Origin of the sequence: Pseudomonas sp. 91RF (genome assembly GCF_003576265.1) — a bacterium.
GTDB lineage: Bacteria > Pseudomonadota > Gammaproteobacteria > Pseudomonadales > Pseudomonadaceae > Aquipseudomonas > Aquipseudomonas kribbensis.
The window spans coordinates 70,252-96,472 of record NZ_QWFC01000013.1 but is presented as its reverse complement, the minus strand read 5'-3'; the positions used below and the strand labels follow the sequence as shown (position 1 = coordinate 96,472).

At 61.2% G+C, this 26,221-nt stretch carries 25 protein-coding genes and 1 pseudogene; 13 read left to right on the top strand and 13 right to left on the bottom strand.

Annotated elements, in window-relative coordinates:
* The first annotated feature begins 54 nt into the window (after positions 1–54).
* From DXT77_RS03100 to fabI, 7 genes are all read left to right on the top strand, one after another.
* On the top strand, positions 55–1,521 hold the full coding sequence (locus DXT77_RS03100) for a transglycosylase SLT domain-containing protein (RefSeq protein ID WP_119426587.1): 1,467 nt from the start codon (positions 55–57) through the stop codon (positions 1,519–1,521).
* Between the two features lie 165 nt (positions 1,522–1,686).
* Positions 1,687–3,519: an extracellular solute-binding protein gene (locus tag DXT77_RS03095; protein ID WP_119426586.1), complete on the top strand. Its 1,833-nt coding sequence runs from the start codon at positions 1,687–1,689 to the stop codon at positions 3,517–3,519.
* A complete protein-coding gene (locus DXT77_RS03090) occupies positions 3,516–5,357 on the top strand; it encodes an extracellular solute-binding protein (RefSeq protein ID WP_119426585.1) in 1,842 nt (613 codons plus the stop codon). Before DXT77_RS03095 ends, DXT77_RS03090 begins: the two co-directional genes overlap by 4 nt.
* A gap of 4 nt (positions 5,358–5,361) precedes the next feature.
* The gene (locus tag DXT77_RS03085) at positions 5,362–6,435 is read left to right on the top strand and encodes a microcin C ABC transporter permease YejB (RefSeq protein ID WP_085708600.1); all 1,074 of its coding nucleotides are present in this window, start codon (positions 5,362–5,364) and stop codon (positions 6,433–6,435) included.
* Position 6,436: 1 nt separating this feature from the next.
* Positions 6,437–7,456, top strand: a complete 1,020-nt coding sequence (locus tag DXT77_RS03080; protein ID WP_085708601.1) for an ABC transporter permease — start codon at positions 6,437–6,439, stop codon at positions 7,454–7,456.
* A 1-nt stretch (position 7,457) separates the two neighbouring features.
* Complete coding sequence (locus DXT77_RS03075; protein ID WP_119426584.1) at positions 7,458–9,068, top strand: ABC transporter ATP-binding protein; 1,611 nt, start codon at positions 7,458–7,460, stop codon at positions 9,066–9,068.
* Between the two features lie 19 nt (positions 9,069–9,087).
* Entirely contained in the window at positions 9,088–9,882 is a 795-nt protein-coding gene (gene fabI / locus DXT77_RS03070; protein ID WP_085708603.1) for an enoyl-ACP reductase FabI, read from the top strand.
* 229 nt (positions 9,883–10,111) lie between these two features.
* On the opposite strand, the gene DXT77_RS03065 is transcribed toward fabI, so the two are convergent.
* The 5 genes from DXT77_RS03065 to DXT77_RS03045 are packed head-to-tail and all read right to left on the bottom strand — an operon-like array spanning position 10,112 to position 13,684.
* Positions 10,112–10,843, bottom strand: a complete 732-nt coding sequence (locus DXT77_RS03065) for an N-acetylmannosamine-6-phosphate 2-epimerase (RefSeq protein WP_119426583.1) — start codon at positions 10,841–10,843, stop codon at positions 10,112–10,114.
* Between the two features lies 1 nt (position 10,844).
* Entirely contained in the window at positions 10,845–11,378 is a 534-nt protein-coding gene (locus DXT77_RS03060; RefSeq protein WP_119426582.1) for a pyridoxamine 5'-phosphate oxidase family protein, read from the bottom strand.
* Complete coding sequence (locus tag DXT77_RS03055) at positions 11,375–11,770, bottom strand: hypothetical protein (RefSeq protein ID WP_218568647.1); 396 nt, start codon at positions 11,768–11,770, stop codon at positions 11,375–11,377. Before DXT77_RS03055 ends, DXT77_RS03060 begins: the two co-directional genes overlap by 4 nt.
* A gap of 18 nt (positions 11,771–11,788) precedes the next feature.
* Positions 11,789–12,949 (bottom strand): GNAT family N-acetyltransferase, encoded by a 1,161-nt coding sequence (locus DXT77_RS03050; RefSeq protein WP_119426581.1) that lies wholly within the window; start codon positions 12,947–12,949, stop codon positions 11,789–11,791.
* 6 nt (positions 12,950–12,955) lie between these two features.
* The gene (locus DXT77_RS03045) at positions 12,956–13,684 is read right to left on the bottom strand and encodes a class I SAM-dependent methyltransferase (protein ID WP_119426580.1); all 729 of its coding nucleotides are present in this window, start codon (positions 13,682–13,684) and stop codon (positions 12,956–12,958) included.
* A 421-nt stretch (positions 13,685–14,105) separates the two neighbouring features.
* Here DXT77_RS03045 and DXT77_RS30340 point away from each other — a divergent pair.
* Positions 14,106–14,258: pseudogene (locus tag DXT77_RS30340) on the top strand (hypothetical protein); the annotation flags it as partial.
* Positions 14,259–14,439: 181 nt separating this feature from the next.
* Here DXT77_RS30340 and DXT77_RS03035 read toward each other — a convergent pair.
* From DXT77_RS03035 to DXT77_RS03015, 5 genes are all read right to left on the bottom strand, one after another.
* Positions 14,440–15,405: a diguanylate cyclase gene (locus DXT77_RS03035; RefSeq protein ID WP_119426578.1), complete on the bottom strand. Its 966-nt coding sequence runs from the start codon at positions 15,403–15,405 to the stop codon at positions 14,440–14,442.
* 62 nt (positions 15,406–15,467) lie between these two features.
* Complete coding sequence (locus DXT77_RS03030; RefSeq protein WP_119426577.1) at positions 15,468–16,046, bottom strand: hypothetical protein; 579 nt, start codon at positions 16,044–16,046, stop codon at positions 15,468–15,470.
* 1 nt (position 16,047) lies between these two features.
* The gene (locus tag DXT77_RS03025; RefSeq protein ID WP_119426576.1) at positions 16,048–18,210 is read right to left on the bottom strand and encodes a xanthine dehydrogenase family protein molybdopterin-binding subunit; all 2,163 of its coding nucleotides are present in this window, start codon (positions 18,208–18,210) and stop codon (positions 16,048–16,050) included.
* 17 nt (positions 18,211–18,227) lie between these two features.
* Positions 18,228–18,683 carry a (2Fe-2S)-binding protein gene (locus DXT77_RS03020; RefSeq protein ID WP_119426575.1) on the bottom strand — a complete coding sequence of 152 codons (456 nt, stop codon included), beginning with the start codon at positions 18,681–18,683 and terminating at the stop codon, positions 18,228–18,230.
* 128 nt (positions 18,684–18,811) lie between these two features.
* On the bottom strand, positions 18,812–19,711 hold the full coding sequence (locus tag DXT77_RS03015; RefSeq protein WP_119426574.1) for an acetoacetate decarboxylase: 900 nt from the start codon (positions 19,709–19,711) through the stop codon (positions 18,812–18,814).
* A gap of 226 nt (positions 19,712–19,937) precedes the next feature.
* Between DXT77_RS03015 and DXT77_RS03010 the strand changes: the two genes are divergently transcribed.
* On the top strand, positions 19,938–20,768 hold the full coding sequence (locus tag DXT77_RS03010) for an alpha/beta fold hydrolase (RefSeq protein WP_119426573.1): 831 nt from the start codon (positions 19,938–19,940) through the stop codon (positions 20,766–20,768).
* Between the two features lie 38 nt (positions 20,769–20,806).
* Here the strand turns inward: DXT77_RS03010 and DXT77_RS03005 are convergent, their stop codons facing one another.
* Positions 20,807–21,199, bottom strand: coding sequence for a GFA family protein (locus DXT77_RS03005; protein WP_119426572.1), 393 nt, complete (start codon positions 21,197–21,199; stop codon positions 20,807–20,809).
* Positions 21,200–21,306: 107 nt separating this feature from the next.
* Here DXT77_RS03005 and DXT77_RS03000 point away from each other — a divergent pair, with 107 nt between their 5' ends.
* Entirely contained in the window at positions 21,307–22,455 is a 1,149-nt protein-coding gene (locus DXT77_RS03000; RefSeq protein WP_119426571.1) for a GGDEF domain-containing protein, read from the top strand.
* Between the two features lie 37 nt (positions 22,456–22,492).
* Positions 22,493–23,164 carry a bifunctional 2-polyprenyl-6-hydroxyphenol methylase/3-demethylubiquinol 3-O-methyltransferase UbiG gene (locus DXT77_RS02995; RefSeq protein ID WP_119426570.1) on the top strand — a complete coding sequence of 224 codons (672 nt, stop codon included), beginning with the start codon at positions 22,493–22,495 and terminating at the stop codon, positions 23,162–23,164.
* A 5-nt stretch (positions 23,165–23,169) separates the two neighbouring features.
* Here DXT77_RS02995 and DXT77_RS02990 read toward each other — a convergent pair whose 3' ends face one another.
* Entirely contained in the window at positions 23,170–24,324 is a 1,155-nt protein-coding gene (locus tag DXT77_RS02990) for an NnrS family protein (protein WP_119426569.1), read from the bottom strand.
* A gap of 1 nt (position 24,325) precedes the next feature.
* Positions 24,326–24,574: a transmembrane sensor/regulator PpyR gene (locus DXT77_RS02985; protein ID WP_119426568.1), complete on the bottom strand. Its 249-nt coding sequence runs from the start codon at positions 24,572–24,574 to the stop codon at positions 24,326–24,328.
* A 263-nt stretch (positions 24,575–24,837) separates the two neighbouring features.
* Here DXT77_RS02985 and DXT77_RS02980 point away from each other — a divergent pair, with 263 nt between their 5' ends.
* Together DXT77_RS02980 and DXT77_RS02975 are read left to right on the top strand one after the other, a co-directional pair.
* Positions 24,838–25,341, top strand: coding sequence for a VOC family protein (locus DXT77_RS02980; RefSeq protein WP_085733091.1), 504 nt, complete (start codon positions 24,838–24,840; stop codon positions 25,339–25,341).
* A gap of 35 nt (positions 25,342–25,376) precedes the next feature.
* The gene (locus DXT77_RS02975; protein WP_119426567.1) at positions 25,377–26,210 is read left to right on the top strand and encodes an AraC family transcriptional regulator; all 834 of its coding nucleotides are present in this window, start codon (positions 25,377–25,379) and stop codon (positions 26,208–26,210) included.
* The last annotated feature ends 11 nt before the right edge of the window (positions 26,211–26,221 follow it).

Genomic DNA, 26,221 nt, shown 5'->3' with positions numbered 1-26,221 from the left:
GGGTGCGCTTTCTAGAATCGCCCGACATTTTTGCCCGGAACTTACTTCCAGCCAATGTCGTCATCCATACGTAAGTCCGTCAATTCAGACGCATTGACCCGCCTGGCGCAAGCCATCGCGGTGGCTGTGTCCGCCACGCTGGCGGGCTGTTCCAGCCATGCTCCGCAGACTGAAGCGACCCATACGCCGAACATTGCTGCGCGAGCCAAGCAGAAGCCGATCTGGTTGTCCGAGAAGCCCAGCCCGCAGGTGCCCCAGGACATCTGGGAACGCATGCGCGGTGGTTTTCAACTTCAGGAAGGCCTGGGCGTAAACCCGCGCATCGAGCAGCAGCGCCTGTGGTTCGCCAGTAACCCTTCCTTTCTCGAGAACGCCGGCGAGCGCGGCAGCCTCTACATTCATTACATCGTCGAGCGCCTCGAAGAACGCAACATGCCGCTGGAACTGGCCCTGCTGCCAGTGATTGAAAGTGCCTACAACCCGATGGCCTATTCCCGGGCCGACGCGGTGGGGCTCTGGCAATTCATCCCTTCCACCGGGCGTTACTACAACCTGCGCCAGACCCGTTTCTACGACGGCCGTCGCGACATCACCGCCTCGACCACGGCAGCGATGGATTACCTGACCCGCCTGCACGACATGTTCAACGGCGACTGGCTGCTGGCCCTGGCAGCCTACAATGCCGGCGAAGGCACGGTCAGCCGCGCCATCGAACGCAACGAGAAGCTCGGCCTGCCAACCGACTACTGGAACCTGCCGCTGCCGGCAGAAACCCAGGCCTACGTGCCGAAACTGCTGGCCCTGTCGCAAGTGGTGCTGTCGCCGGAAGCCTACGGGGTGAACCTCAACCCGATCGCCAACGAACCTTACTTCCAGGTCGTCGAAATCAACCAGCGCATGGACCTGTCCAAGGTCGCCGCCGTGGCCAACATCGACGAAGACGAGCTGTTCCAGCTCAACCCGGCGTTCAAGCAGCGCACCACCATCGACGGCCCGCAGCACCTGCTGGTGCCGACCTCGAAGGCGCAATTGCTGACCGCCAGCCTGCAGACCATGCGTCCTGAAGAACTGATCAGCCCTCGTTCGCTGAAGCCGGTCTTCGAAGGCGCCGACCCGACCGAAGTCGCGAAGCTCAAGCGTGCGTACCGGGTCAAGCGCGGCGACAACCTCGGCTCCATCGCCAAGGCCAACAAGGTCGACGTCAAGGACCTGCAACGCTGGAACAAGCTGACCGGCAAGAACCTCAAGGTCGGCCAGACCCTGGTCATGCAGGACACCAGCAAACGCACCCCGGCCGGCAAGACCGGCGGGCGCATCAACACCGTGATCGCGGCCAACAGCAAGACCAAAGCCAAGGACGACAGCAAGCAGCAGACCCAGTACAAGGTCCAGCGCGGCGACACGCTGTATGTTGTTGCCAAGCGTTTCAACGTCGAGATGCAGCATCTCAAGCGCTGGAACCCGGGCGCCGGCAAGGCGCTCAAGCCTGGGCAGATGCTCACGGTCTACCAGCCGCACTGACAAAGAGCCCCTGAATTTCAGGGGCTTTTTTTTGCCTGTCATTTTTTGCTGTCGATGCAGGCGACTCCCACAATTAACCGCGCATTAAGCCCCTGTCTTTTTCCTGTCCATACAAGCTGTTACTGTACGGCCCACAAAGCCCAAGCCGCCTGGATCGGATCTGACTTGAAGCGTCCCCTCCTCCTGCTCCTGATCAGCCTGGCCTTGAGCTCCCCCGTCAGCGCCACGATCACCGAAAGTCACGGTTATGCGCAGTTCGGCACGCTCAAGTACCCGGCCAGATTTACCCACTTCGACTGGGTCAACCCGCAAGCGCCCAAGGGCGGTACGTTGCGGGTGATGGCGTTTGGCACCTTCGATACGCTCAATCCTTACACCTTCAAGGGCACCAGCCCGGTCACCACCCCGAATTTCCTGCAGTACGGCATCAACGAGCTGAACGAGCCGCTGATGGTCGGCACCGGTCAGTATTCGCCATCCGGCGATGAGCCGGCCTCCAGCTATGGCCTGATCGCGCAATCGGTGGAATACAGCGAAGACCGCAGCTGGGTGGTGTTCAACCTGCGCCCGGAAGCGCGTTTCCACGATGGCACACCGATTACCGCCTACGACGTGGCGTTCTCCTACCGGACGCTGCTCAAGGAAGGTCATCCGCTGTACCGCACGGCGCTTCAGGAAGTGTCGCGGGTCGACATCCTCAACCCGCAGCGCATTCGCTTCATCATGAAGCGCTCGGGCAATCCGTTGCTGATCCTGCGCCTGGGCGAGTTGCCAGTGCTGCCCCAGCATTACTGGAAGAGCCGCGACTTCAAGGCCACCACCTTCGAGCCGCCGCTGGGCAGCGGGCCTTATCGCATCACTTCGGTGACGCCTGGGCGGCAGTTGATTTTCGAACGGGTCAAGGATTACTGGGGCAAGGACTTGCCGGTCAATCGCGGCAAGTACAACTTCGATCGCATGGAAGTCGAGTTCTATCGCGACAGCGATGTGGCCTTCGAAGCCTTCAAGGCGGGCGAGTTCGACATCTATATCGAGCATCAGGCGAAGAACTGGGCCAATGGCTACACCTTCCCGGCCGTGCGCCGTGGCGACGTGATCAAGGCGCAGATCCCGCACCGGATCCCGACCCAGAGCCAAGGCCTGTTCATGAACACCCGACGAGCCACCTTCTCGGACGTCAAGACCCGCGAAGCCCTGGGCCTGATGTTCGACTTCGAGTGGACCAACCGCGCGTTGTTCAGCGACGCCTACCAGCGCACCACCAGTTACTACCCGAACAGCGAGTTCAGCGCCAGCGGCCTGCCCGTCGGTCACGAATGGCTGATGCTCAAGCCCTACAAGGATCAACTGCCGGCCCGGCTGTTCACCGAGCCGTTCACGCTGCCAAAGACTGACGGACGCGGCATTCCCCGGGAAACCATGCGCAAGGCCCTCGCGCTGCTGGCCGAGGCCGGCTGGAAGCTCAATGGCCAGCGCCTGCAGAACACTTCCGGCCAACCGCTGAGTTTTGAACTGCTGCTGGTCAACCCGAACCTTGAGCGGATCCTCCAGCCGTACATCGAGAACCTCAACAGCATCGGCATCGACGCGCGCCTGCGCACGGTGGATCGCGCCCAGTACAAACAGCGTCTGGATCAGTTCGACTTCGACATGATCCTCATGACCCTCAACCAGACCCTCAGCCCGGGGCTGGAACAGTGGCAGTACTTCCACTCCAGCCAGGTCGGGGTCAAGGGCAGCAAGAATTACGCGGGCATCGCCAACCCGGTGGTCGATCATCTGCTTGAGCAATTGCTCGCCGCCCGCACCCGCGACGAACAGGTCGCCGCCGGCAAGGCGCTGGACCGCGTGTTGCTCTGGCAGCACTACAGCATTCCCAACTGGTACCTCAATTATCACCGTCTGGCCTACCGCAACCGGTTCGCCTTCGTCACCACGCCGCCCTACACCCTGGGCCTGAGCGCGTGGTGGCTGAAATCTTCGGAGAAAGGTCAATGAACGCCGTTCGCACCCTGCTCGTGCAGGCTTGCGGCCTGTTGTTCGCCGGGCTGGCCTGCGCCGCCCCGCAACACGCCGTGACCCTGTACAACGAGCCGCCGAAATACCCCGCCGACTTCAAGCATTTCGATTACGTCGACCCCAATGCGCCCAAGGGCGGGGTTTTCCGTCAGGCCGGTTTCGGCGGCTTCGACAGCCTCAACCCGTTCATCAGCAAAGGCGTGCCGGCGGACGATGTCGGGCAGATCTACGACACCCTGACCCGGCACAGCCTCGACGAGCCGTTCACCGAATACGGTCTGATCGCCGGCAAGATCGAAAAAGCCCCGGACAACAGCTGGGTGCGTTTCTACCTGCGCCCCGAAGCGCGCTTCCATGACGGCCATCCGGTGCGTGCCGAGGACGTGGTGTTCAGCTTCGAGACCCTGACGAAAGAAGGCTCGCCGATGTTTCGCGGTTACTACAGCGACGTCGAAGAGGCCGTCGCCGAAGACCCGCTGACGGTGCTGTTCAAGTTCAAGCACAACAACAATCGCGAGCTGCCGCTGATCCTCGGCCAGTTGCCGGTACTGCCGAAACACTGGTGGGCCAGTCGCGATTTCAACAAGGGCAATCTGGAAATCCCGCTGGGCAGCGGCCCGTACAGGGTCGCCGAAGTGAAAGCTGGCCGCTCGGTACGTTACGAGCGGGTCAAGGATTACTGGGGCAAGGACCTGCCGGTCAATCGCGGTTTCTACAATTTCGACGTGATGACCACCGACTACTTCCGCGACAACACCGTCGCCCTGGAAGCGCTGAAGGCCGGCCAGTTCGACTACTGGCTGGAAATGACCGCGAAGAACTGGGCCAACGCCTACAACATCCCCGCCGTCACCGAAGGCCGGCTGGTCAAGGAACTGATCCCCAACGGTAATCCGACCGGCATGCAGGGGTTCGTCTTCAACCTGCGCCGTCCGGTGTTCCAGGACGTTCGTGTGCGTCAGGCCCTGAGCCTGCTGCTCGACTTCGAATGGACCAACAAGCAGCTGTTCAACAGCGCCTACGTGCGCACCCGCAGTTATTTCGAAAACTCGGAAATGGCCGCCACCGGCCTGCCGGACGCCGATCAACTGGCGATCCTCGACCCGTTCCGCCGCCAGCTCCCGGCGCAGGTGTTCAGCGAAGCCTTCGAAAACCCCAAGACCGACGCCAGCGGCATGATCCGCCTGCAACAACGTGAGGCTTATCAACTGCTGCAAGAGGCCGGCTGGAAGATCGTCGACGACAAAATGGTCGACACCACCGGCAAACCGGTGGTCATCGAGTTCCTGCTGGCCCAGACCGAATTCGAGCGGGTGCTGCTGCCGTTCAAGCGCAACCTCGCCGACTTGGGCATCGATCTGGTGATCCGCCGCGTCGACGTCTCGCAATACGTCAACCGCGTGCGTTCTCGAGATTTCGACATGATCGTCGGCAGCTTCCCGCAATCCAACTCGCCGGGCAACGAGCAGCGCGAATTCTGGATGAGCGCCGCCGCCGACAAACCGAGCAGCCGCAACTCCATGGGCCTGAAAGACCCGATCGTCGATCATCTGGTCGAGAGCCTGATCAACGCCGACTCGCGCAAAAGCCTGGTGGCCCACGCCCGGGCGCTGGACCGCGTGCTGCAATGGGGTTACTACGTGATCCCCAACTGGCACATCAAGAGCTGGCGAGTGGCGTACTGGAACCACATAGGCCATCCGAAAGTCTCCCCCAAGTACGACATCGGCATTAATACCTGGTGGGTCAAGCCCGACACGAAACCTGCGGTAGAAGTGCAAACCCAACTGCAAGCCGACCCTGTGGGCACGGAGTAATCAGATGCTGGCGTACATTTTTCGGCGACTGTTGCTGATCATCCCGACCCTGTTCGGCATTCTGCTGATCAACTTCGTGATCATCCAGGCCGCGCCCGGCGGGCCGGTGGAGCAGATGATCGCCAAGCTCGAAGGCTTCGAAGGCGCCACCAGCCGCATCGCCGGCGGCGGTGCCGAAGTGTCGGTGGCCGGCTCGGCCTATCGCGGCGCGCAAGGTCTGGACCCGGCGCTGATCAAGGAAATCGAGCACATGTACGGTTTCGACAAGTCGGCGCCGGAACGGCTGTGGATCATGGTCAAGAACTATGCGCGGCTGGACTTCGGCGACAGTTTCTTCCGCGACGCCAAGGTCATCGACCTGATCAAGGAGAAGATGCCGGTGTCGATCTCGCTGGGGTTGTGGAGCACGCTGATCATGTACCTGGTATCGATCCCGCTGGGGATCGCCAAGGCCACGCGGCACGGCAGTCACTTCGACGTCTGGACCAGTTCGGCGATCATCGTCGGTTATGCGATCCCGGCGTTCCTGTTCGCGATTCTGCTGATCGTGGTGTTTGCCGGCGGCAGTTATCTGGACTGGTTCCCGCTACGAGGGCTGACGTCGAACAACTTCGATGAGCTGAGCCTGGGCGGCAAGGTCCTCGACTACTTCTGGCACCTGGCGCTGCCGGTGACGGCATTGGTGATCGGCAACTTCGCGACCATGACCCTGCTGACCAAGAACAGCTTTCTCGACGAGATCAACAAACAATACGTAGTCACCGCCAAAGCCAAGGGCCTGACCCGCCATCGCGTGCTCTACGGCCATGTATTCCGCAACGCGATGCTGCTGGTGATCGCCGGGTTCCCGTCGGCGTTCATTGGCATCTTCTTCACCGGCTCGCTGCTGGTGGAAGTGATCTTCTCCCTCGACGGCCTCGGCCTGATGAGTTTCGAAGCGGCGATCAACCGCGATTACCCGGTGGTGTTCGGCACCCTGTTCATCTTCACCCTGCTGGGGCTGGTGGTGAAACTGATCGGCGACCTCACCTACACCCTGGTCGATCCGCGCATCGACTTCGCCAGCCGGGAGCATTGAGATGAATCTGTCCCCGCTCAACCGCCGGCGCTTCGAACTGTTCAAGGCCAACAAGCGTGGCTGGTGGTCGCTGTGGCTGTTCCTGATCCTGTTCGGCCTGAGCCTCGGCGCCGAACTGATCGCCAACGACAAGCCGCTGGTGGTGCACTACGACAACAACTGGTACTTCCCGGCGATCAAGCGTTACCCGGAAACCACCTTCGGCGGCGAGTTCCCGCTGGAAGCCAACTACAAGAGCCCGTACATCCAGGAACTGCTCAAGGCCAAGGACGCGTGGGTGTTGTGGGCGCCGATTCCGTTCAGCTACCAGAGCATCAACTATGACCTTAAAGTCCCGGCCCCTGCCCCGCCCTCGACGGTGAACCTGCTGGGCACCGACGATCAGGGCCGCGATGTGCTGGCGCGGGTGATCTACGGCTTCCGTATCTCCGTGCTGTTCGCCCTGACCCTGACCGTGCTCAGCTCGATCATCGGCGTGATCGCCGGCGCGCTGCAGGGCTTCTATGGCGGCTGGGTCGACCTGGCCGGCCAGCGCTTTCTGGAGATCTGGTCGGGTTTGCCGGTGCTGTACCTGCTGATCATTCTCGCCAGTTTCGTCCAGCCGAATTTCTGGTGGCTGCTGGGGATCATGCTGCTGTTCTCGTGGATGAGCCTTGTGGACGTGGTGCGCGCCGAGTTCCTGCGCGGGCGCAACCTCGAATACGTACGCGCGGCACGGGCGCTGGGCATGCAGAACGGCGCGATCATGTTCCGCCACATCCTGCCCAACGCCATGGTCTCGACCATGACCTTCATGCCGTTCATCCTGACCGGCGCCATCGGCACCCTCACCGCACTGGACTTCCTCGGCTTCGGCTTGCCGGCCGGCAGTCCGTCGCTGGGTGAGCTGGTGGCCCAGGGCAAATCCAACCTGCAGGCGCCGTGGCTGGGCATGAGCGCGTTTGCGGTGCTGGCGCTGATGTTGAGTTTGCTGGTGTTTATCGGCGAGTCCGCTCGCGATGCCTTCGACCCGAGGAAGTGAAATGAATCAGGACAATCTGATCGAAATCCGCGACCTCGCCGTCGAATTCGGCACGGGGGATCGCGCCCATCGGGTGGTCGAGGGCATCAGCTTCGACATCAAGCGTGGCGAGACTCTGGCGCTGGTGGGCGAATCCGGCTCGGGCAAGTCGGTGACGGCGCACTCGATCCTGCGCCTGCTGCCCTACCCGCTGGCCCGCCATCCGGCCGGCAGCATCACTTATTCCGGGCAGAACCTGCTGGAACTGAGCGAAAAGACCATCCGTCACATCCGTGGCAACCGGATCGCGATGATCTTTCAGGAGCCGATGACCTCGCTCAACCCGCTGCACTCCATCGAAAAACAGATCAACGAGATCCTCGGCATCCATAAAGGCCTGACCGGCAAGGTCGCGACCAAGCGCACGCTGGAACTGCTGGAAATGGTCGGCATCCCCGAGCCGCACAAGCGGCTCAAGGCCCTGCCCCACGAGTTGTCCGGCGGCCAGCGCCAGAGGGTGATGATCGCCATGGCCCTGGCCAACGAGCCGGAACTGCTGATCGCCGACGAGCCGACCACCGCGCTGGACGTGACCGTTCAGCTGAAAATCCTCGACCTGCTCAAGGAATTGCAGGCTCGATTGGGCATGGCGCTGCTCCTGATCAGTCACGATTTGAACCTGGTGCGAAGAATTGCGCATCGCGTATGTGTCATGCAGCGCGGTTGCATCGTCGAACAGGCATCGTGCGCAGAGCTGTTCCGTTCTCCGCAGCATCCGTACACTCGGGAGCTGCTGGCGGCGGAGCCCAGCGGAGGCCCGGCGAGCAATAAAATCGGCGCGCCGCTGTTGCAGGTCGAGGACTTGAAAGTCTGGTTCCCGATCAAGAAAGGCCTGCTCAAGCGCACGGTGGATCACGTCAAGGCAGTGGACGGCATCAATTTCAGCCTGCCTCAGGGTCAGACCCTGGGGATCGTGGGGGAAAGCGGTTCCGGCAAATCCACTCTGGGGCTGGCGATCTTGCGGTTGATCGGCAGCAAAGGCGCGATCCGTTTTGAAGGCAAGCAGCTAGACTGCCTGACGCAGAACGAGGTTCGCCCGTTGCGTCGGGAGATGCAGGTAGTGTTCCAGGACCCGTTTGGCAGCCTGAGCCCGCGGATGTGCGTGAGCGACATCGTTGGCGAAGGTTTGCGGATCCACAGGATGGGTACCGCCGCCGAGCAGGAAGCGGCGATCATTGCGGCATTGAAGGAGGTAGGTCTGGATCCGGAAACCCGGCACCGCTACCCCCACGAATTTTCCGGTGGGCAGCGGCAGCGTATCGCCATTGCCCGGGCTTTGGTGCTCAAACCGGCGCTGATCCTTCTGGACGAGCCGACTTCGGCGCTCGACCGGACGGTGCAGCGGCAAGTGGTGGAGCTGTTGCGTTCACTGCAAGCCAAGTACAACCTGACGTATTTGTTCATCAGCCATGATCTGGCTGTTGTGAAAGCGCTGAGCCACCAGTTGATGGTGGTCAAGCATGGCCAAGTGGTCGAACAGGGAGACGCGCAAAGTATCTTTGCCGCCCCCCAACATCCGTATACACAGCAGTTGCTGGAAGCCGCTTTTCTGGCACCAGCCACTGCGCAATAACCTGAAAGAGGAGCAACACATGGGTTTTCTCGCCGGTAAGCGCGTACTGATCGTCGGTGTCGCCAGCAAGCTGTCCATCGCATCCGGCATCGCTGCCGCCATGCATCGCGAGGGCGCTGAGCTTGCCTTCACTTATCAGAACGAAAAACTGAAAGGTCGTGTTGAAGAGTTCGCACAGGGCTGGGGTTCGAGCCCTGAGCTGTGCTTCCCGTGCGACGTGGCCAGCGATGCGGAAATCGCCAAGGTCTTCGAAGAACTGAGCAAGAAGTGGGACGGCCTGGACTGCATCGTGCACTCCGTAGGCTTCGCACCGGGCGACCAGCTGGACGGCGACTTCACCGAAGTCACCACCCGTGAAGGCTACCGCATCTCCCACGACATCAGCGCCTACAGCTTCGTCGCCCTGGCCAAGGCCGGTCGCGAAATGATGAAGGGCCGCAACGGCAGCCTGCTGACCCTGTCCTACCTGGGCGCCGAGCGCACCATGCCGAACTACAACGTCATGGGCATGGCCAAGGCTTCGCTGGAAGCCGGCGTACGCTACCTGGCCGGATCCCTGGGCCCGGAAGGCACCCGCGTCAACTGCGTATCGGCCGGCCCGATCCGCACCCTGGCCGCTTCCGGCATCAAGAGCTTCCGCAAGATGCTGGCCGCCAACGAAGCGCAGACCCCTCTGCGTCGCAACGTCACCATCGAAGAAGTCGGCAACGTCGGCGCCTTCCTGTGCTCGGACCTGGCGTCCGGCATCAGCGGTGAAATCACCTACGTGGACGGCGGCTTCAACACCACCGCCATGGGCAACATCGAAGAGTAATCTTCGTTATCACAAGGATCCGGCTGATTCAGACCGTGTGAAAAACACACGAGTGACGGCCTAAGCAAACGCCCCGTCTTGTTCGGGGCGTTTGCTTTTGTGCGAGTGAAAGACAGAAAAAAGCTTATTAGCCCATCAATACCTTCATTTGACGTGCCCCAAGTACGCTAATCGCTCGTTGCATGGTGCTCATCGGCAATACTGCTAACCCTCCTGCCCTGAAGTCCTCTCAGTTTACTGTGGGCGCCAAACCAGTTTCGGAAATGACCCGCGCCATCTCCACCACGAAACGTGCAGTGATCGTCTGTGGACGTGTTATAGCACTGCCGACCACCACAGTATCAGCTCCTGCCGCCAGCGCGGCGGCGGCCTGCTCGGGCGTGGTGATACCACCTTCGGCCCAGAGTGGGCACGTGACGGCCTTACGCAGTGCACGCAGATGGGCAAACGCCTGCGCCGGCAGGTGCTGCCCGATGGTCCCCTCGGTATGACCGTAAAAGGCGCTGGAAACGCAGTCGAATCCGAGGCATTCGGCCAGTCGGGCTTCCTCGACGGTAGCGACATCGGCCATCAGCCGTACATGTGGATAGCGCAGACGGATGCAGGTGACGAACTCGGTCAGGGTTTCGCCACCAGGACGGAGACCTAAGGTCGCTTCTACACCGATCATGTCCGGCCCAACTGCCATCAATTCGTCCACTTCGCGCATTGTTGCAGTCAGCGTAACCACAGAATCAGCGTAGACCCGGTTGATTACGCCGATGATCGGCAGGTCCACACTGGCACGGATCGCCGCGATGTCTGTTCCACCATTGGCCAGGATGGCCGAGGCGCCCCCCATGCGGGCAGCCTGCGCCATCCGGCACATCACCGCGCTACCATGCAGCGGCTCGTCCTCCAGCGCCTGACAGGAGACTACCAGCCTGCCCTTCAAGCGGGAAAACCAGTTTGATGTCTCCACTTCAAGCTCCCGGCCACACGGATATCAAGTCCGACAATGGCACCTCGATCCGACGGTCCCGTCTATCCTGCAACCACTGCTCGATGTCGAACAACCACCAGCTCATGATTGATAGTTCGTAGAAGCGGCGCGGCCCTTCCCCATGGAACTGCTCGGTCGGCAGCATCCATTGTCGCCTTGCCAAAACATCAGGAAAGTTCCGTTCGTAGTAATGCCGATGGACCTCTTCGACTTCGGCTCCGACGATGACGCGACATTCACCGAAGAGTTGGCCACCGTCCAGTCCGATCGGCGACGCGTCCCCCAGGTCGCAGCGAAAAACGCTGGCGGATACGTCTGCGCGACTGGTGATATTGAGTGAGTGCATCGCATCACGCGAGGAATACCAGATCACCTTCAATGGCTCAGCCTGGCAAACGTAGTTGACCGTCGATGCCCATGGCTCGCCCCGCGGCGTTACCGTGGCCAGGGTCATGAAGCGTGCGCTACTCAGCAGCATTCGACTTCGTTGTGACAGCGAAGAAAGCTCGGTCATGTCTCCCCCTGTCCTGTCGACGAACGGTGGATGTGCTCGGGCGACGAGCTTCGATCAGAGACAGGCGGAAGCGGCGCGTCGTTGAGCAGACTCGCCTCGATAATTTCCCACCACAGATCTTGCTCTACTCGGCGCTTTTCCCAGTCCGGATCCTGCGAGCGACGATGAACCTCCTGGCGATAGGCGCCCCACGCTGCCTCGTCCGCGAAGGAGACTGAATGCTCCACTGCATGGACGTCGGTACCTATCGTTCTGACCAGCCAGCGCGGATCGTGGGTCATGTGAAGACTGTCGTAGAACCAGTCTTCCCTTTCTCGCACCCATTTCCAGAACGCCTTGAGATCGCTGCGTGCTTTGGCCGTTGGGCGCATGACGTAGACTAAATACAACATGGCTTTCTCCTTGGTGAGTCACGAAAAGATAAGATTCCAATCCGGCGATAGCCGGCGCTTGAACGCGTCTCGGTGCTCCACTGCAAAGCATGTGTTATGTCGGGCGACGGACTCATGGGATGGTGGAGCTGAATCGGTCAGGAGCACGACTGCGGCCAGCGGATTTACTATCCCTCCGCGCAACGACTTTGCCTGTAACGACGAGGTCGACAGCTCGACCGTCTCGACGCCATGCGCAGCAGCCCAATCCAGCAATTCATAAAAGGACAGTACGAAATAACGGAAATCGTCGTCCGTTACCCTGTAGTCGGAACCGAAGTAGCGGTAGTGCAAAGTTTTGCCGAGCCGATAGAACACCGCCACCGCGATGACTTTGTCGCTGCGGTAGGCCACCGCCGCGATCGCCGCATCGAGCACGCCTGAACGCCGCTGTCCGTCAAACATGCGGCGCATCCACATTGCGCCCTGCTGGCTGCCGTATTTGGAGCGGTTCTGCGCGATCAGCCCGGAAGCGACCTGCTCCAGCTCGGGGTCGAACGTCCGCCATTCGACCCGACAGCCACGCTCAGCAAACACCGACAGTTCCTTGCGAGTGCGCCAGCGCGAACGCTTGTCGATCACCTCCATCGCTCCAGCCAACCCGCCGGGAGGAACCGCCAGCGACGCTTCCGCCGAATGCAGGATCACTCGCGCCTGGTCGTGCCACGCCGCCAACTCGAGCGCCTTGCCCAAAGGCATGTACGGAGCCAACACCCCTGCCAGACCACGCTTTTGCGCCAAATCGACCGACGCCTGCATTATCGAACGCAGGATTCGGTCACGACTGCTACCCAATGAGCAGGGAATCTCGTTGTGGGTAGAGCGGCGCGCACCAATCCAGAGAAACTCCCTTTGCCAAGGTCCGGCGAGGCCGGGGAAGTAATCGGACAGACAGAACAATCCCGGTTCGCGCTCACCGCTCCAAAGCGCACAACCGCCGGACAGGCCGTTAGGACCTTGCAAAGTCAGCAGTTCCGCCGGTCCGAGCGCGTGCTCAAGAGCAGAAAGCCAGCCATGGCAATGATAGAAATCGCGATCAGCCACCAAGGCGTCCCAAGCGTGACAATTGAGGGACGAGACGGACGGAACGATCACAGTGCGCAACCCGTCGTGAATGCGCGCGGTTCCAACGATGCTCATGATCTGTCAGCGCTGGCAGTTCATTATCGCCGCATGCGGCTTGAGCCAGTAATCCCGCATGAACCTATTGGACTCGTCGTCCTCTGGCTCATTCGGCAGTCCGGGCTGCACCCACTGCACGAGCTTGAAACCGGCACCCAGCATCGCGCGTTCGAGGGTGTCTTTACCCCAGTAAAATGCTCTCACGCTGGCATCGTATGGCGGCAAGATCAGATCCAGGCGGATCTTGCCGCCGTCAATGTCCGGTCCCTCAGGCGTCATTCTCAAGCCGTAAGGCTCGTAGTAGGCCGGGTTACGGTGATATTCGGGATGTATAGGCAAGGCGACCAGTTGCCCACCGGGACGCAGCACCCGCGCCATCGCCTCGCACATTTCCAGCAGCGCCTGCCTTGTATCGGCGTACGGAATCACATAGACGGCCAGTACTTTGTCGAACTTGGCCTCGTGACTGGCATCGAGACGGGATGTGTATTCAATACCGAGCTTGTCCTTTTCCTCCCGACGCTTGGCGTAATGCAACATACCGTCGGAAACGTCATAGCCAACCACACGACTGGCTCCAGCCTCCCTGAGCCAGCGCGAGTACATACCATTGCCGCAGCCGAAGTCCAGCACGTCCCGGTGGGTCACATTGCCCAGCAAGGCCAAAACGTTCGGGATTTCCATACAGCTGCGGAACGGCCAGTCCGCCATTTCTTCGTACAGACGAGGAAGCTCGTCGAACTGACTTTTCATGCACCTTCTCCTTGTGCCGTTAAGTAAGAGATTCGATGTCCTCCCCAGAAACGAACCGTTGCGTGTCGGCCATCCGAGAAAGATCTGTTTATTCGCGCCTTACTGTTGCGCTAACAGCCCCCTCAACGCACCTGTAAAAAATGACAGTTTTAATACCTTTACAGGCCATTTAGATGTCTTTACAGCCCTTGACCAACCAGACCACTGGCTAAAAGTCACTGACGACATCCCGTTCAGCGGCGCGTCAAGGCCTGCTTGTGCCAAGCACCACCTTGTTAAACTGTTGCGTTTGATGTTCGAGTTGCCTTGATCTTGTTATTGCGTCCATCTGGCCTGGTGACGTTGTATCGATGTTCGCCAAGTGAGCCTACACAGCCGTATCAAAAAGCAATTCAGCTAAAACCAAAGCTCTACCGGTAGCCGGAGTATCGTTGCGATGCTCCGGGATGAGGGCTTCGAGGCGGGACGCTTCAAGGTCAGAGATTTGATGAAGGAGCGGGGGTTGATCAGCAAGCAGCCTGAGCAGACGGGGAAGTTGCTCCGACAACTCGTCGATGGAGCGGCTGTTTTGTAGCCTGAATGCGGAGTGGGTGCCGACGGTGGGTTACATGACGAAGGCGCTGGCTGAGCAGAGCCTTGGCCGATACCTTATGCAGCGGTACAACTGAACACGGCCACATTTCTACAACGGTTTCGTGCCACCGGCGGTTGCTGAAAAAAAACTCGATTCTGTGTCCGCGAATTGTTGACCACTACTAACAACGCTTTAAAGCCTGCTTATGGGGATACATCGCCCCATCCGCATCCGCCAGCAGCTTGTCCACGGTTTCATGCCGTCGCGGGTCGTACTCGATCTGCCCGACACTGAAGCGAATCGCGTAACCCCGATGCAACGTGGCATTGCGCTCTTCGAGAATTTCCTTGAGCCGTGCCATGATTCTGGTGGTTTCCACATGACTTGAGCCCGTCAGCAGCGCCACGAATTCATCGCCGCCCAGACGCCCGACCACGTCGCTCTCGCGAAAGGCAATGCGCAACACATCGGCGAAGGTCTTTAGCGCGCTGTCGCCCTCGGCATGCCCGTAAAGGTCGTTGATCTGCTTGAAGTCGTTGAGGTCGAAAAACAGCAGCGTCGCCGGTTTTTCCAGGCGTGCGCAGGCGTCCAGCGCATGTTGGGCCAGCATCTTGAAGCCCCGGCGGTTGGACAGCAGCGTCAGCTCGTCCATGCTCGCCATCTGCACGGCCATCAGTTCCTGCTCGGCCATGCCCGCCAGATCGCGCAACAAGGCGCGCTCTTCATCGTCAAGATCACGGGGTCTGGTGTCGATCAGGCACAAGGTGCCCATCTTGTTGCCGTCGGGCACGGTCAGCGGGTAACCGGCATAGAAACGGATCTTCGGCTCCCCGGTCACCAACGGATTGTCGTGAAAACGCTCGTCCTCGCGGGCATCGGGCACCAGCAGCAGTTCATCCTTGAGAATCGCGTGGCCGCAGAACGAAACAGAACGTGGCGTTTCGGTAGTGTCCAGCCCCACGCAGGACTTGAACCATTGCCGCTCCTTGTCCACCAGCGTGACCAGCGCGATCGGTACGTTGAACAGGCGCCTGGCCAGACGTGTCAGGCGGTCGAAACGCTCTTCGGGGGCGGTATCGAGAAGATTCAATCCATGCAACGCCTGTATGCGTGCCGCTTCATTAACGGGTTTGCCTGGAACCAGCATCAGTGCACTCCATTGTCATCAGTGGTCTTTAGCGTAGACCGATTCGGCGATGACTCAAATGCTCATCCGCCGGCCACCGGGCATGGCCCTCCGGCATCCGCCCAAAGCTTGAATTGACTGACGAAGATGTCGTGGGGCACCGGCACCGGTTGCCGCCCTGCTCCTGGATTCCAGCCCCAGAGCACCAGTTTGTCCTCGCTGACGTGCTTGATCAGCGCGGCGAAGTCCCGGTCGCCGTTGCTGCTGCGGTCCTTGATCATCGCGCACAAGCGATCCGGCGGCAGACCGATCCAGGCCATCTTGTGCGAGGCCGGCGGCAGGCTCCAGTGCGGCGCACCCGGTGGTGCGTGGGGGCCGTAACTGGCCGGCGGATTGGTTTCGGCGTGGCAGGTGGCGCAGGGCAAACCGGCGGCTCCCTTGCCGTCCATGCCGCGCACCACGTTCATCGCGTGGGGCGTGCCGGCGTCGAACTGCAACGGTGAATCGCCGGGAATGTGGCAGTTCTGACAACGCGGGCTCTGGAACACTTTCTGCACCGTGCCAAAAGCCTTCAGGGCTTCCTGATCGTCAGCGAACAGGTCCGACGCATAACCGCCCAGACCGACCAGAATCACCGTGCCCAACAACAGATGTCGTTTCATCTCACACCCCCGACAGTTGCAGCGGCAATTCCCGCAGGCGCTGCCCGGTCAGGGCGAACACCGCGTTGGCCACCGCCGGCGCGGTCGGCGGCACACCGGCCTCGCCGATGCCGCCGGGCTTGTCCGTGCTCGGCACGATATGCACCTCGACCACCGGCATCTCGTTCAGCCGAAGCACCTGATAGTCGTGATAGTTGGACTGCACGACCTGACCGTCCTTGAGTGTCAGCTTGCTGTGCAGCGCCATGCCCAGGCCGAAGGTGATGCACGATTCCATCTGCGCCGCGATGCTCTGCGGGTTGACCGCAATCCCGCAATCCACTGCGCACACCACCCGGTGCACGCGAATCTTCAGGTTGTCCTGCGATACCTCGGCCACCTGCGCCACATAACTGCCGAATGACTCGTGCACCGCCACGCCCAGCGCATGGCCGTCGGGCAGCGGCGCTTTCCAGTTGGCCTTCTCCACCGCCAGATTCAGCACGCCAAGGTGCCGGGCGTGATCCTTGAGCAACGTTCGCCGGTATTCCACCGGGTCCTTGCCCGCCGCCGTGGCCATTTCATCGATCAGCGACTCCATGACAAACGCGGTGTGGCTGTGGCCCACCGAACGCAACCACAGCACGTTGATCCCGGTGGCCGGCGAATGCAGATCGACCTGATGATCCGCCAGCCCCTTTATGTACGGACTGTCCGCCACGCCCTCGACCGAGGTCTGGTCGACGCCGTTCTTGACCATGGTTTTTTCCAGCATGGTGCCGGCCATGATCGACTGCCCGACCAGCACATGCTGCCACGCTTGCGGCATGCCGTCGGCGCCGAGGCCGATCCGCGCCTGATGCAGGAACATCGAGCGGTAATACCCGCCGCGAATGTCATCCTCCCGCGACCACACGGTTTTCACCGGCATCGCGGCAGCCTTCGCCACCTGCACCGCTTCGGCGACAAAATCCGAAGTCGGGTTGGCCCGGCGCCCGAAACCGCCGCCGAGAAATTCGGTATGGATTTCCACCTGCTCGGGTTTCAGTCCGGTGATCTTGCCGGCGATCATTTGGTCCAGCGTCTGAAACTGGGTACCGGTCCAGATCTCGCATTTGTCTGCGGTGATCTTCACCGTGCAGTTCAGCGGCTCCATCGGCGCATGAGCCAGATACGGCACGCTGTACTCGACATCGATTTTCTTCGCCGCTTTGCCAAAGCTGCCCTTGGCATCCCCGGCCTGACTGGCGGAAATGCCCGGTGTGGCGGCAAGTTTGCGGAAACTCTCCAGCAGTTTTTCGCTGCTCAGATCCGCGTGCGGCCCCAGATCCCAATCGACTTTCAATGCATCACGCCCCAGTTTTGCCGCCCAGTAATGATCGGCAATCACCGCCACGCCCGTGGGCACCTGCACCACTTTGCGCACGCCGGGAATGGCCAGCGCTTGCGCGCCTTCGAAGGACTTTACACTGGCGCCGAACACCGGGGCCCTCGCGACCATCGCCGTCATCAACCCGTCGAACTGCACGTCCATGCCGAACTTGGCACGGCCGGTGATTTTCTCCGGTGTATCGAGTCGTTTGGTGGGTTTGCCGATGACTTTCCAGTCCTTGGCTTCCTTGAAGGTGATCGACTTCGGATCCGGCACCGGCAGTTGTCCGGCGGCGTCCGCCAGTTCGCCGTAGGTGGCGCGGTTGTCGCCGGCAATCACCACGCCGGATTCGGTGCGGATCGTCGACGGCGCCACGTTGAAACGCTTGGCGGCCGCCTCGATCAACATCTGCCGCGCGGTGGCGCCCGCGAGCCGGTAACGGTCGAACTCCATCCAGGTCGAAGTCGAACCGCCGGTGATCTGCATCCCGCCAAACGCCGGCATGCCGTAATCGGCAGCCGAGGCCGGCGAGTGCTCGACGCGGATCTTCGACCAGTCGGCGTCGAGTTCTTCGGCAATCAGCATGGTCAGGCCGGTCCAGATGCCCTGGCCCATTTCCGAATGGCCGAGCAGCACGGTGACGCTGTTGTCCGGCGCAATCCGCAGGAACGCGTTCGGCGCGAAGGCCTTGCCTTCATTCTCCGCCGCCGAGGCAAAGCGGTTGCCACCGGGCACCACAAACGCCACGACGAGACCACCGCCAAGCACGGCACTGCCCTTGAGAAATCCGCGACGGGATACAGGACTGTTCATCACTCACCTCCCCTCGCTCAACCGATGTCGGCGGCACGTTTGACCGCCGCGCGGATTCTTGGATAGGTGCCGCAGCGGCAGATGTTGCCGGAGAGCGCCTGATCGATGTCGTCGTCGGTGGGTTTGGGGATTTTCGCCAGCAACGCGGCGGCGGACATGATCTGCCCGGACTGGCAGTAACCGCACTGCACCACGTCCAGTTCGGCCCAGGCTTGCTGCACCGGGTGCGAACCGTCGGTCGAGAGACCTTCGATGGTGAGGATTTTCTGGCCATGGGCGACGGCGGTGGCCGGCGTGATGCAGGAGCGCAACGGCGCGCCATCGACATGCACGGTGCACGCGCCACACTGGGCCATGCCACAACCGAACTTGGTGCCGGTCAGGTGCGCGACATCGCGCAGAACCCAGAGCAACGGCATGTCCGCGGGGACATCGAGCTCCTGATCCTTGCCATTGATGTTCAAGGTCAGCATCGGGGATTTCCTCAGACTCACGGTGTTCTGAAGGGGCGTTGCGACAGCATTCGATGCCGTGCACGCCTCGGCTTATCCCTTTCAGCTAAGCGCATTTTGCCCCGACGACCAGCCGCCGCGACCACCGGTCATGGCCGTGCTGTCAGCGGCACCGGCAGGTTGAGCACGATCTGGGCGTCCTTGATCACGTCCAGGCGCAGGATCCGCGTAGCCCCGAGGCCGTCGAGCAACTGGCTCAGGGGGCCGCCATTGCGATCCAGCTGCACATCGCGGGGAAACAGGCGTTGGGCAAAGGATAGTGTGTTGCTCTGCACCACGCTCTGGTGCCACAGGCCATCGACCTGATGAATCATGGTGGCGGTGTTCATGCGTGATTGCGGGGTGACGTTTTTCAGGGTCGGCAGCGGCGCTTTCAACACCAGGTCCGGCAGGCCCTTGGGCCCGTCGATGCGAGCACTGACGCTAGCGCCGATGTTCACGTTGATGTCGGCGCGCCACTTGGGCAGTTGATAGCCGTGCACGCCGCGCACCCGGGCGATTTCGGTGTTCACCGGCAGCGCCAGCACATGGGCGGTGAAGCTGCGCCGGCGCATGGCGTCCATCAGTTCAAGCGCATGGGAGCCACGGGCGCCGGGGCGACGCACGACAATCGCCACGGAGACTTCGTCGTACGGGTCGTTGTCGCAGACCGAGTAGGAGAAAAACGTCAGCGCCACCAGTCCGTAACCGGGAAGCGCCCGCAGCGGTTCAAGCGGCGCAGGCAAGGTGGCGCGCAAGCGGTCCAGCGGTGCGAGGAACAGCAACTGCACGCTGCCGGATCGGTAATAGAAGTTTGGTGCCCAGGTCGGCCCGACTCTGGACGCGACCTGCTGCTTGGGAATGCGCCGGAAGAAGTCGATGTTGCCGGCGGCCTTGTCCCGGGCCACTTCGTCGAGGTTGGGGTTCATGCGGAAACGGTCGTAGTAGCCGCCCTCCAGCACCTCGACCTTATGCGATCCGAATTCGACTTCTGTAAAGCGCTTGCTCATGTTCGCTGACCTTTCTCGATGAGTGGCCCGGCAGGTGGCCGGTCAGCGCCACTCTAAGGTTCAACCAGACTTTAAGGTCAAGCGCACAACGGCTATGGCCCACCATTCACGCCAGCGATGACCGTTCGGAACTTGCTTGACCTTAAAGCGCACTTCAGTCCTAGAGTTCATAGCGCTTGTCCTCACCCCTTCAGGTTTCCGTTCCGCATTTTCAGGAGTAGCGAACATGGGCTATGTCACAACGAAAGACGGCGTCGAAATCTTCTACAAGGACTGGGGGCCGAAAGACGCCCCGGTGATCCACTTCCACCACGGCTGGCCGCTGAGCTCGGACGATTGGGATGCGCAGATGCTGTTCTTCCTTGCTCAGGGCTTCCGGGTGGTGGCCCATGACCGACGGGGTCACGGTCGCTCGAGCCAGGTCTGGGACGGCCACGACATGGATCACTACGCCGATGATGTGGCGGCGGTGGTCAATCATCTGGGAACGCAGAAAGCCGTGCACGTTGGCCACTCCACCGGTGGCGGCGAGGTGATTCACTACATCGCCCGACATGGCGAAGATCGAGTCTCCAAAGCCGCGATCATCAGTGCCGTCCCGCCGCTGATGGTGAAAACCGAAAGCAATCCCGGCGGCCTGCCGAAGTCGGTGTTCGACGATCTTCAGGCCCAACTGGCAGCCAATCGTGCGCAGTTCTATCACGACGTGCCGGCCGGCCCGTTCTATGGCTACAACCGGCCGGGGGCCAAGCCTTCGGAGCCTGTCGTGCTCAACTGGTGGCGTCAGGGCATGATGGGCGGCGCCAAGGCGCACTATGACGGGATCGTCGCTTTCTCGCAGACCGACTTCACCGAGGATCTGAAAGGCATCTCGATCCCGGTGCTGGTGATGCACGGCGACGACGACCAGATCGTGCCGTACGAAAACGCCGGCGTACTCTCGGCGAAACTGCTGAAAAACAGCACGCTGAAGATTTATCCAGGCTTCCCTCACGGCATGCCGACCACCGAGGCGCCGACGATCAACGCTGATCTGCTGGCCTTTATTCGCGGCTGATTTTATTGGCCGGGGTCAGGCGCCATACCTGACCCCGGCTACTCTTCGGTTCTCCCCGCCCCCTCGCGATTACCCACATAGTGTCTGGCCAATGGAAACGCCGGCAGCCACGACTCGCGACGCACCGTCCACAGTTCATAAGTCGGCTGCAACCGATCGGGCGCATCCAGCGCGCCCAGACTGACCTCGATTTCATCGCCACTGCGACCGAACACCGATGAACCACAGCGCGGGCAGAAAAACCGCCCGGCGTAGTCCCGGGTTTCGCCCGTGATGGTCACCGCCTCCGCCGGAAAGATCGCCGCCGACGCAAACAGCGCGCCGTGATGTTTGCGGCAATCCAGACAATGGCAAACGCCAACCCGCCAGGGTCGGCCCGTCGTTTCGATCCGTACCGCGCCGCACAGACAACCGCCAGTCAGTCGATCCATGGCACACCTCCCGCAAATGGAATATCCGGTGAGTGAAAATAGCAGCGCACTGGGGGAACGCTTACAATCGTGGCCCATTACCACCATTCAGACAGACCTCTCTTTTCATGGCGCTCGACCCCCTTACGATGTTGACCATTTCCACCGCCCTGGCAGCGGCGGCCGCCCTTTACCTGGCGGTCGAATGGCGCAGCATCCGCGAATCCTCGTTGCTGTTCTGGAGCGCCGGTTTCGCCACCATCACCGTCGGCTCGAGCCTGGCCCTGCTGCGCGCCAACGGTTATCCATTGATCGGCATCTGGTTCGCCAACGGCTTGCTGGTCGTTGCGCACTGGCTGTTCCTGCTGGGCGTCGCGAGGTTTACCCAGCGGTCGCTATCACGAGCCTGGTACTTGATGTTCCTCGTGTGGCTGGGGTTGCTGCTGTTACCGGAAGATCCCTCGTGGTCGAAGATCATGCTGGTGGCCAACTCGCTGCTGGTGGCCGTGCTGATGCTGCGGGCCAGTCTGCTGCTGCGCCCTCACGGCAAATCATTGAGCATTGGCGCCGTGCAACTGCGTTATGTGCTGTTGATTCACGGGCTGTTTTATTTCGCCAAGGCGATTACGGCGGTACTCCCGGGCACGCTGATCGATCTGGCGTCGCTGCGCGGCGAGATCATTCAGATCTCTCTGGTCGAAGGCGCGATGGCGATCATGCTGATCGCGCTGTCGATGACCGGCACCGAGCGCTACCGCCGGGAAAAACAGATCGCCGAACTGGCCGCCCGGGATCCGCTGACCGCGTTGTACAACCGCCGCGCCCTCGAAGTCCGCGCGCCGCGCCTGCTCGGGGAAGTCTCCAGCGCCCGCCCCGGCGCCCTGCTGCTGATCGACATCGACAACTTCAAACTGATCAACGATCTGTATGGCCACACCGCCGGCGACCGCCTGCTGATTTCGCTCAGCGAGATGATCCGCTCGCAGTTGCCTCAGGACGCGCTGGCGGCAAGGCTGGGCGGAGATGAATTCGTCATGTTGCTGGGCGATGCTTCCCACGAACAGATCATGGTGCTGGGCAGCGAGCTGCGTGAGCAGTTTCAGCAGATGACTTCTCAGTCCTACGTCACCCCGGAAGCGGTAACGCTGAGCATCGGCGCCAAGGTCTTCGACCAGCCGCCGGCCAGCCTCGCGGCATTGATCGAACAGGGTGACAGCGCGCTCTACGAATCCAAGCGCGGCGGACGCAACCGGATTCGTCTGGCGGACTGCACCTGACCTATCCTTGCCTGCACCCGCATCCTCGGAGTTCGCCATGTCCTCGCCTGAGTCCACCCTCCTCCAGAGCTGGAGCCACAACGCTCAGGCCTGGACCGAAGCCATCCGCAGTGGCGCCATCGAGAGCCGCCAACAAGTCACCGATCAGTCGATTCTGTTGGCGGTGATGGGGCGCCAGCCGGAGCGTGTGCTCGATCTGGGATGCGGCGAGGGCTGGCTGTTGCGAGCACTGGCAGAACGGGGAATCGAAGCGGTTGGCGTGGACGGTGATGCGACGCTGGTCGAGGCAGCGCAAGCGGCGGGATCGTGTGCGGTGCACGTCGCCAGTTATGAAGATCTGGTGGAAGCGAAAGTCGACATCGGCTGCGATTACGACCTGATCTGCGCCAACTTCTCCCTGCTGCATCAGGACATCATCCCGTTGCTCGCCGCCATGAACGCCCTGCTCGTGCCCGGCGGCGCGCTGGTGATCCAGACACTGCATCCGTGGTCGGTGGCAGCGGGTGATTATCAGGATGGCTGGCGGGAAGAAACCTTCGACGGGTTCAAGGGCCAGTGGCAGCCGATGCCGTGGTATTTCCGCACCTTGTCCAGTTGGCTGAATGCGCTGGACATGGCCGGGTTTCAGTTGACCAGCCTGCGCGAGCCGCAGCATCCGCAAAGCCCCGTGCCGCAGTCGTTGTTGATGATTGCCGAGCGTCGCGGCTAAAGAATCTACAGCCTCGGTTTGAGCAGGATCCCGGTGTAATGCCGTAAAAACAGAGCAAACGCAGCGCACCAGAGCACCACGGACAGCCCGAGCCCCAGACTCGAAAACGGCACCAGCAACACCCGACAACCCGCCGCGATCAACACCAATGCAAACCCCAGCACCACGGCTTTCGGCGGCTGCAACAGCCGCCCGGTGTGGCCGAGGCTGACCCGCGCAATCATCGCCAGAATCAAGCCGCCGACACCGCCAACCGCCAGCGCATGGGTCGCCAGGCTTTGCTGGCCGATCAGCCCCAGATGCCACGCCGCCATGGCCCAGGTTGCCAATGCCATCCAGCCGTAAGCCAGGTACAAAGACCAGAGCAGCGGCACCCGCCACATCCCGCGATCATGCCAGCGGATCAGCCGCAGTATCTGCAAACTGCCGGTGAGCGCAAACAGCGCTGCCAGCCACAGCCGGGGTGAATCGTTGAGACCCGCCGCAAACGTGATCGCCGTCAGTAGACTGCCGATCAACAGCAACCGCGTGGGTAACGGATGGGCGGCCGGCGCCGGTGGACGGTTCAAGCCACGCTGGATGAAGAACGGAATCACCCGCCCGCCGATCACGGTCATCAGTGCTGCAATCAGCCACAGCGCACCCAGCACGCCTTGGCGTTGCAGGCCGGTGTCGTCGTTGAACAGGCCAATCAAAGTCAGCGCCTGACAACCCGCCATCAGCGCGAGTACCAGCACAATCGGGTAGTTATCGCGCTTGCCCGCAGCAATCAGATCCCGCGCCAGCATCACCGCCAGCAGCGGCAGAAAAATCCATTGCAGCGTGAGGAGCAATTCAACGGGCAACGGCATCCACCACGCCATACGCCCGAAAAGCCAGACCGAAACCAACGCAATCAACGCCCCGCCGCGCACGCCAGGAATCCCCGTCCAGTTGGGCACCGCCGTCAGCAGAAACCCGGCAACAATCGCCGCCGCGAAACCGAACGGCATTTCATGCCGGTGCCAGGCGAGCATGCCGCCCGCCGGTTGCAGGTCGAACCAGTGGCCGTAAAGCCACAGACCCCAGACCAGGATCGCCAGAGCGGCAAATCCGGCACCGGCCAGAAACAGCGGCCGAAAACCAAGGCTGAACACAGGTGCTGCGGCGAGTCTGCGCATCTCAGGCCACCGCCATGACAGGGAACCGGGCCAGTCGATATTGCGACAGCAACCGCATGACGTAACCGATCTTGATCAGCGTCGGGCCTACGATGGTCATCGCGTGCATCGCCACCAGCAGCGCAATCGGCATGTGGCCCTGATACAGATAAGCGCCGTAGATCCCGGCCAGCAACATGACAAGACCGGCGACGAGCACTTTGCTCGACAGGTGCAGAACGTTCAGCGGACTCTCGAAGAAAGTGAACATGTTTTCGTACTCCTGAGCGGGTCGGTTTGTACGCAAGACACTTCAACTTGCGTGCCAGATTTTTAGCCCAGCAATATCAGCCAGTTGCGAAAATACGAGTCAATTTGACACAAACACAAAAGAGTCATTTTGACAAACAACAAAGTCAATACGACTACATTACATCCTCATTGCATCCAACCATCGATCCGCGGCACCGCCAGCCGGGCACAGACTGGCTAAGCTCTTAATCCAGCGTGTCCAACCTGCCGAGGATGACTGCCATGCAACGCTTTCAAAAACTGACGCCCTGCCTGTGGTTCGACGATCAGGCCGAGGCGGCGGCGAAGTTTTACTGCTCGATCTTCGACCACTCGAAAATCACCGCCCTCACCCACTACGGCAAGGCCGGCCAGGAATTTCACGGTCGCCCGGAAGGCTCGGTGATGACCGTCAGTTTCGAACTCGACGGCCACACCTTCACCGGCCTCAATGGCGGGCCGGTGTTCAAGTTCAATGAGGCGATTTCGTTTCAGGTCAACTGCCAGAACCAGGAAGAAGTCGACCATTTCTGGGGCAACCTGTCTGCTGGCGGTCCAGTGGAAGCGCAACAGTGCGGCTGGCTCAAGGACAAGTTCGGCGTGTCGTGGCAGATCGTGCCGGTGGCGTTCATGCACATGATGACCGACGCCGACCAGACCAAGGCCCAACGGGCGATGCAGGCCATGCTCGGGATGAAAAAACTCGACATCGCCGAACTCGAGCGAGCCTTCGCCGGCCAGAGCTAATACACTCGGGTACTGGCCTGCCGAGAACCACAACGATGAAACACGCTGCCGCCAAAAACCCCGAACAAGCCCCGCGCTTCTGGCGCGACGATGCCCTGCCCTTCATCGAAGCCCGGGCCATCGCCGACGGGCGTGAGGTCTGCTATTCACGGCATTCCCACGCGCACTTTTCCATCGGTGCGATCACCGCCGGGCGCAGCACTTATGTGCATGAGCAATCCTCGTTCGAAGTGACGGCCGGCACGGTGGTGCTGATGAATCCGGGGGACGTGCACGCGTGCAACCCGATCGACGATCAGCCGTGGTCGTATCTGATGCTGTATGTGGAAACACCGTGGCTGACGGATCTGCAGCATCAGTTGGGCTTTAGTGCGGAGCTTGAGTTTCGGCGGTTTTCCGATACCCATTTGAATGATGCTCGTCTGTTTCGCGATTTGAATGCGTTGTACGGCGTGTTGGTCAACGAGCAGCAAGACGTGCTGCACAAACAGAGCGCAGCGGTGGAGTTTTTCAGCGAGCTGCAACTGCGCCTGGACCCCATCGAACAGCCACTGCGCGAACCGAACTTCAAACTCGAACGCGCCGCCGACTTCATCCGCCGGCACTGCACCGAGCTGCTCAGCCTCGACGACATCTGCGCGGCTGCCGAGCTGTCACCGTCCTATCTGATCCGCGCCTTCAAACAGCACTTCGGCATGACGCCCCACGCGTTTCTGGTCAACCAGCGTATTCAGTTTGCCCGTGAGTGTTTGCGTCGCGGGCATTTGATTGCGGATGTGGCACTGGAGGCGGGGTTTGCTGACCAGGCGCATTTTCAGCGGGCGTTCAAGCAGCATCTGGCGGCGACACCGGGGCAGTATCGGGGGTGAAAGCAAATACG

Excerpts from the sequence above, each read along its gene's own strand:
- DXT77_RS02990 (WP_119426569.1), bottom strand. The coding sequence starts at position 24,324 with ATGCGCAGACTCGCCGCAGCACCTGTGTTCAGCCTTGGTTTTCGGCCG.
- DXT77_RS03035 (WP_119426578.1), bottom strand. The coding sequence starts at position 15,405 with ATGCTGGTTCCAGGCAAACCCGTTAATGAAGCGGCACGCATACAGGCG.
- DXT77_RS02985 (WP_119426568.1), bottom strand. The coding sequence starts at position 24,574 with ATGTTCACTTTCTTCGAGAGTCCGCTGAACGTTCTGCACCTGTCGAGC.
- DXT77_RS03015 (WP_119426574.1), bottom strand. The coding sequence starts at position 19,711 with ATGAGCAAGCGCTTTACAGAAGTCGAATTCGGATCGCATAAGGTCGAG.
- DXT77_RS03050 (WP_119426581.1), bottom strand. The coding sequence starts at position 12,949 with ATGAGCATCGTTGGAACCGCGCGCATTCACGACGGGTTGCGCACTGTG.
- DXT77_RS03055 (WP_218568647.1), bottom strand. The coding sequence starts at position 11,770 with ATGTTGTATTTAGTCTACGTCATGCGCCCAACGGCCAAAGCACGCAGC.
- DXT77_RS03075 (WP_119426584.1), top strand. The coding sequence starts at position 7,458 with ATGAATCAGGACAATCTGATCGAAATCCGCGACCTCGCCGTCGAATTC.
- DXT77_RS03000 (WP_119426571.1), top strand. The coding sequence starts at position 21,307 with ATGGCGCTCGACCCCCTTACGATGTTGACCATTTCCACCGCCCTGGCA.
- DXT77_RS03060 (WP_119426582.1), bottom strand. The coding sequence starts at position 11,378 with ATGACCGAGCTTTCTTCGCTGTCACAACGAAGTCGAATGCTGCTGAGT.
- DXT77_RS03080 (WP_085708601.1), top strand. The coding sequence starts at position 6,437 with ATGAATCTGTCCCCGCTCAACCGCCGGCGCTTCGAACTGTTCAAGGCC.
- DXT77_RS03045 (WP_119426580.1), bottom strand. The coding sequence starts at position 13,684 with ATGAAAAGTCAGTTCGACGAGCTTCCTCGTCTGTACGAAGAAATGGCG.
- DXT77_RS03025 (WP_119426576.1), bottom strand. The coding sequence starts at position 18,210 with ATGAACAGTCCTGTATCCCGTCGCGGATTTCTCAAGGGCAGTGCCGTG.
- DXT77_RS03020 (WP_119426575.1), bottom strand. The coding sequence starts at position 18,683 with ATGCTGACCTTGAACATCAATGGCAAGGATCAGGAGCTCGATGTCCCC.
- DXT77_RS03100 (WP_119426587.1), top strand. The coding sequence starts at position 55 with ATGTCGTCATCCATACGTAAGTCCGTCAATTCAGACGCATTGACCCGC.
- DXT77_RS03010 (WP_119426573.1), top strand. The coding sequence starts at position 19,938 with ATGGGCTATGTCACAACGAAAGACGGCGTCGAAATCTTCTACAAGGAC.
- DXT77_RS03090 (WP_119426585.1), top strand. The coding sequence starts at position 3,516 with ATGAACGCCGTTCGCACCCTGCTCGTGCAGGCTTGCGGCCTGTTGTTC.
- DXT77_RS03005 (WP_119426572.1), bottom strand. The coding sequence starts at position 21,199 with ATGGATCGACTGACTGGCGGTTGTCTGTGCGGCGCGGTACGGATCGAA.
- DXT77_RS03085 (WP_085708600.1), top strand. The coding sequence starts at position 5,362 with ATGCTGGCGTACATTTTTCGGCGACTGTTGCTGATCATCCCGACCCTG.
- DXT77_RS02975 (WP_119426567.1), top strand. The coding sequence starts at position 25,377 with ATGAAACACGCTGCCGCCAAAAACCCCGAACAAGCCCCGCGCTTCTGG.
- DXT77_RS02980 (WP_085733091.1), top strand. The coding sequence starts at position 24,838 with ATGCAACGCTTTCAAAAACTGACGCCCTGCCTGTGGTTCGACGATCAG.
- DXT77_RS03030 (WP_119426577.1), bottom strand. The coding sequence starts at position 16,046 with ATGAAACGACATCTGTTGTTGGGCACGGTGATTCTGGTCGGTCTGGGC.
- fabI (WP_085708603.1), top strand. The coding sequence starts at position 9,088 with ATGGGTTTTCTCGCCGGTAAGCGCGTACTGATCGTCGGTGTCGCCAGC.
- DXT77_RS02995 (WP_119426570.1), top strand. The coding sequence starts at position 22,493 with ATGTCCTCGCCTGAGTCCACCCTCCTCCAGAGCTGGAGCCACAACGCT.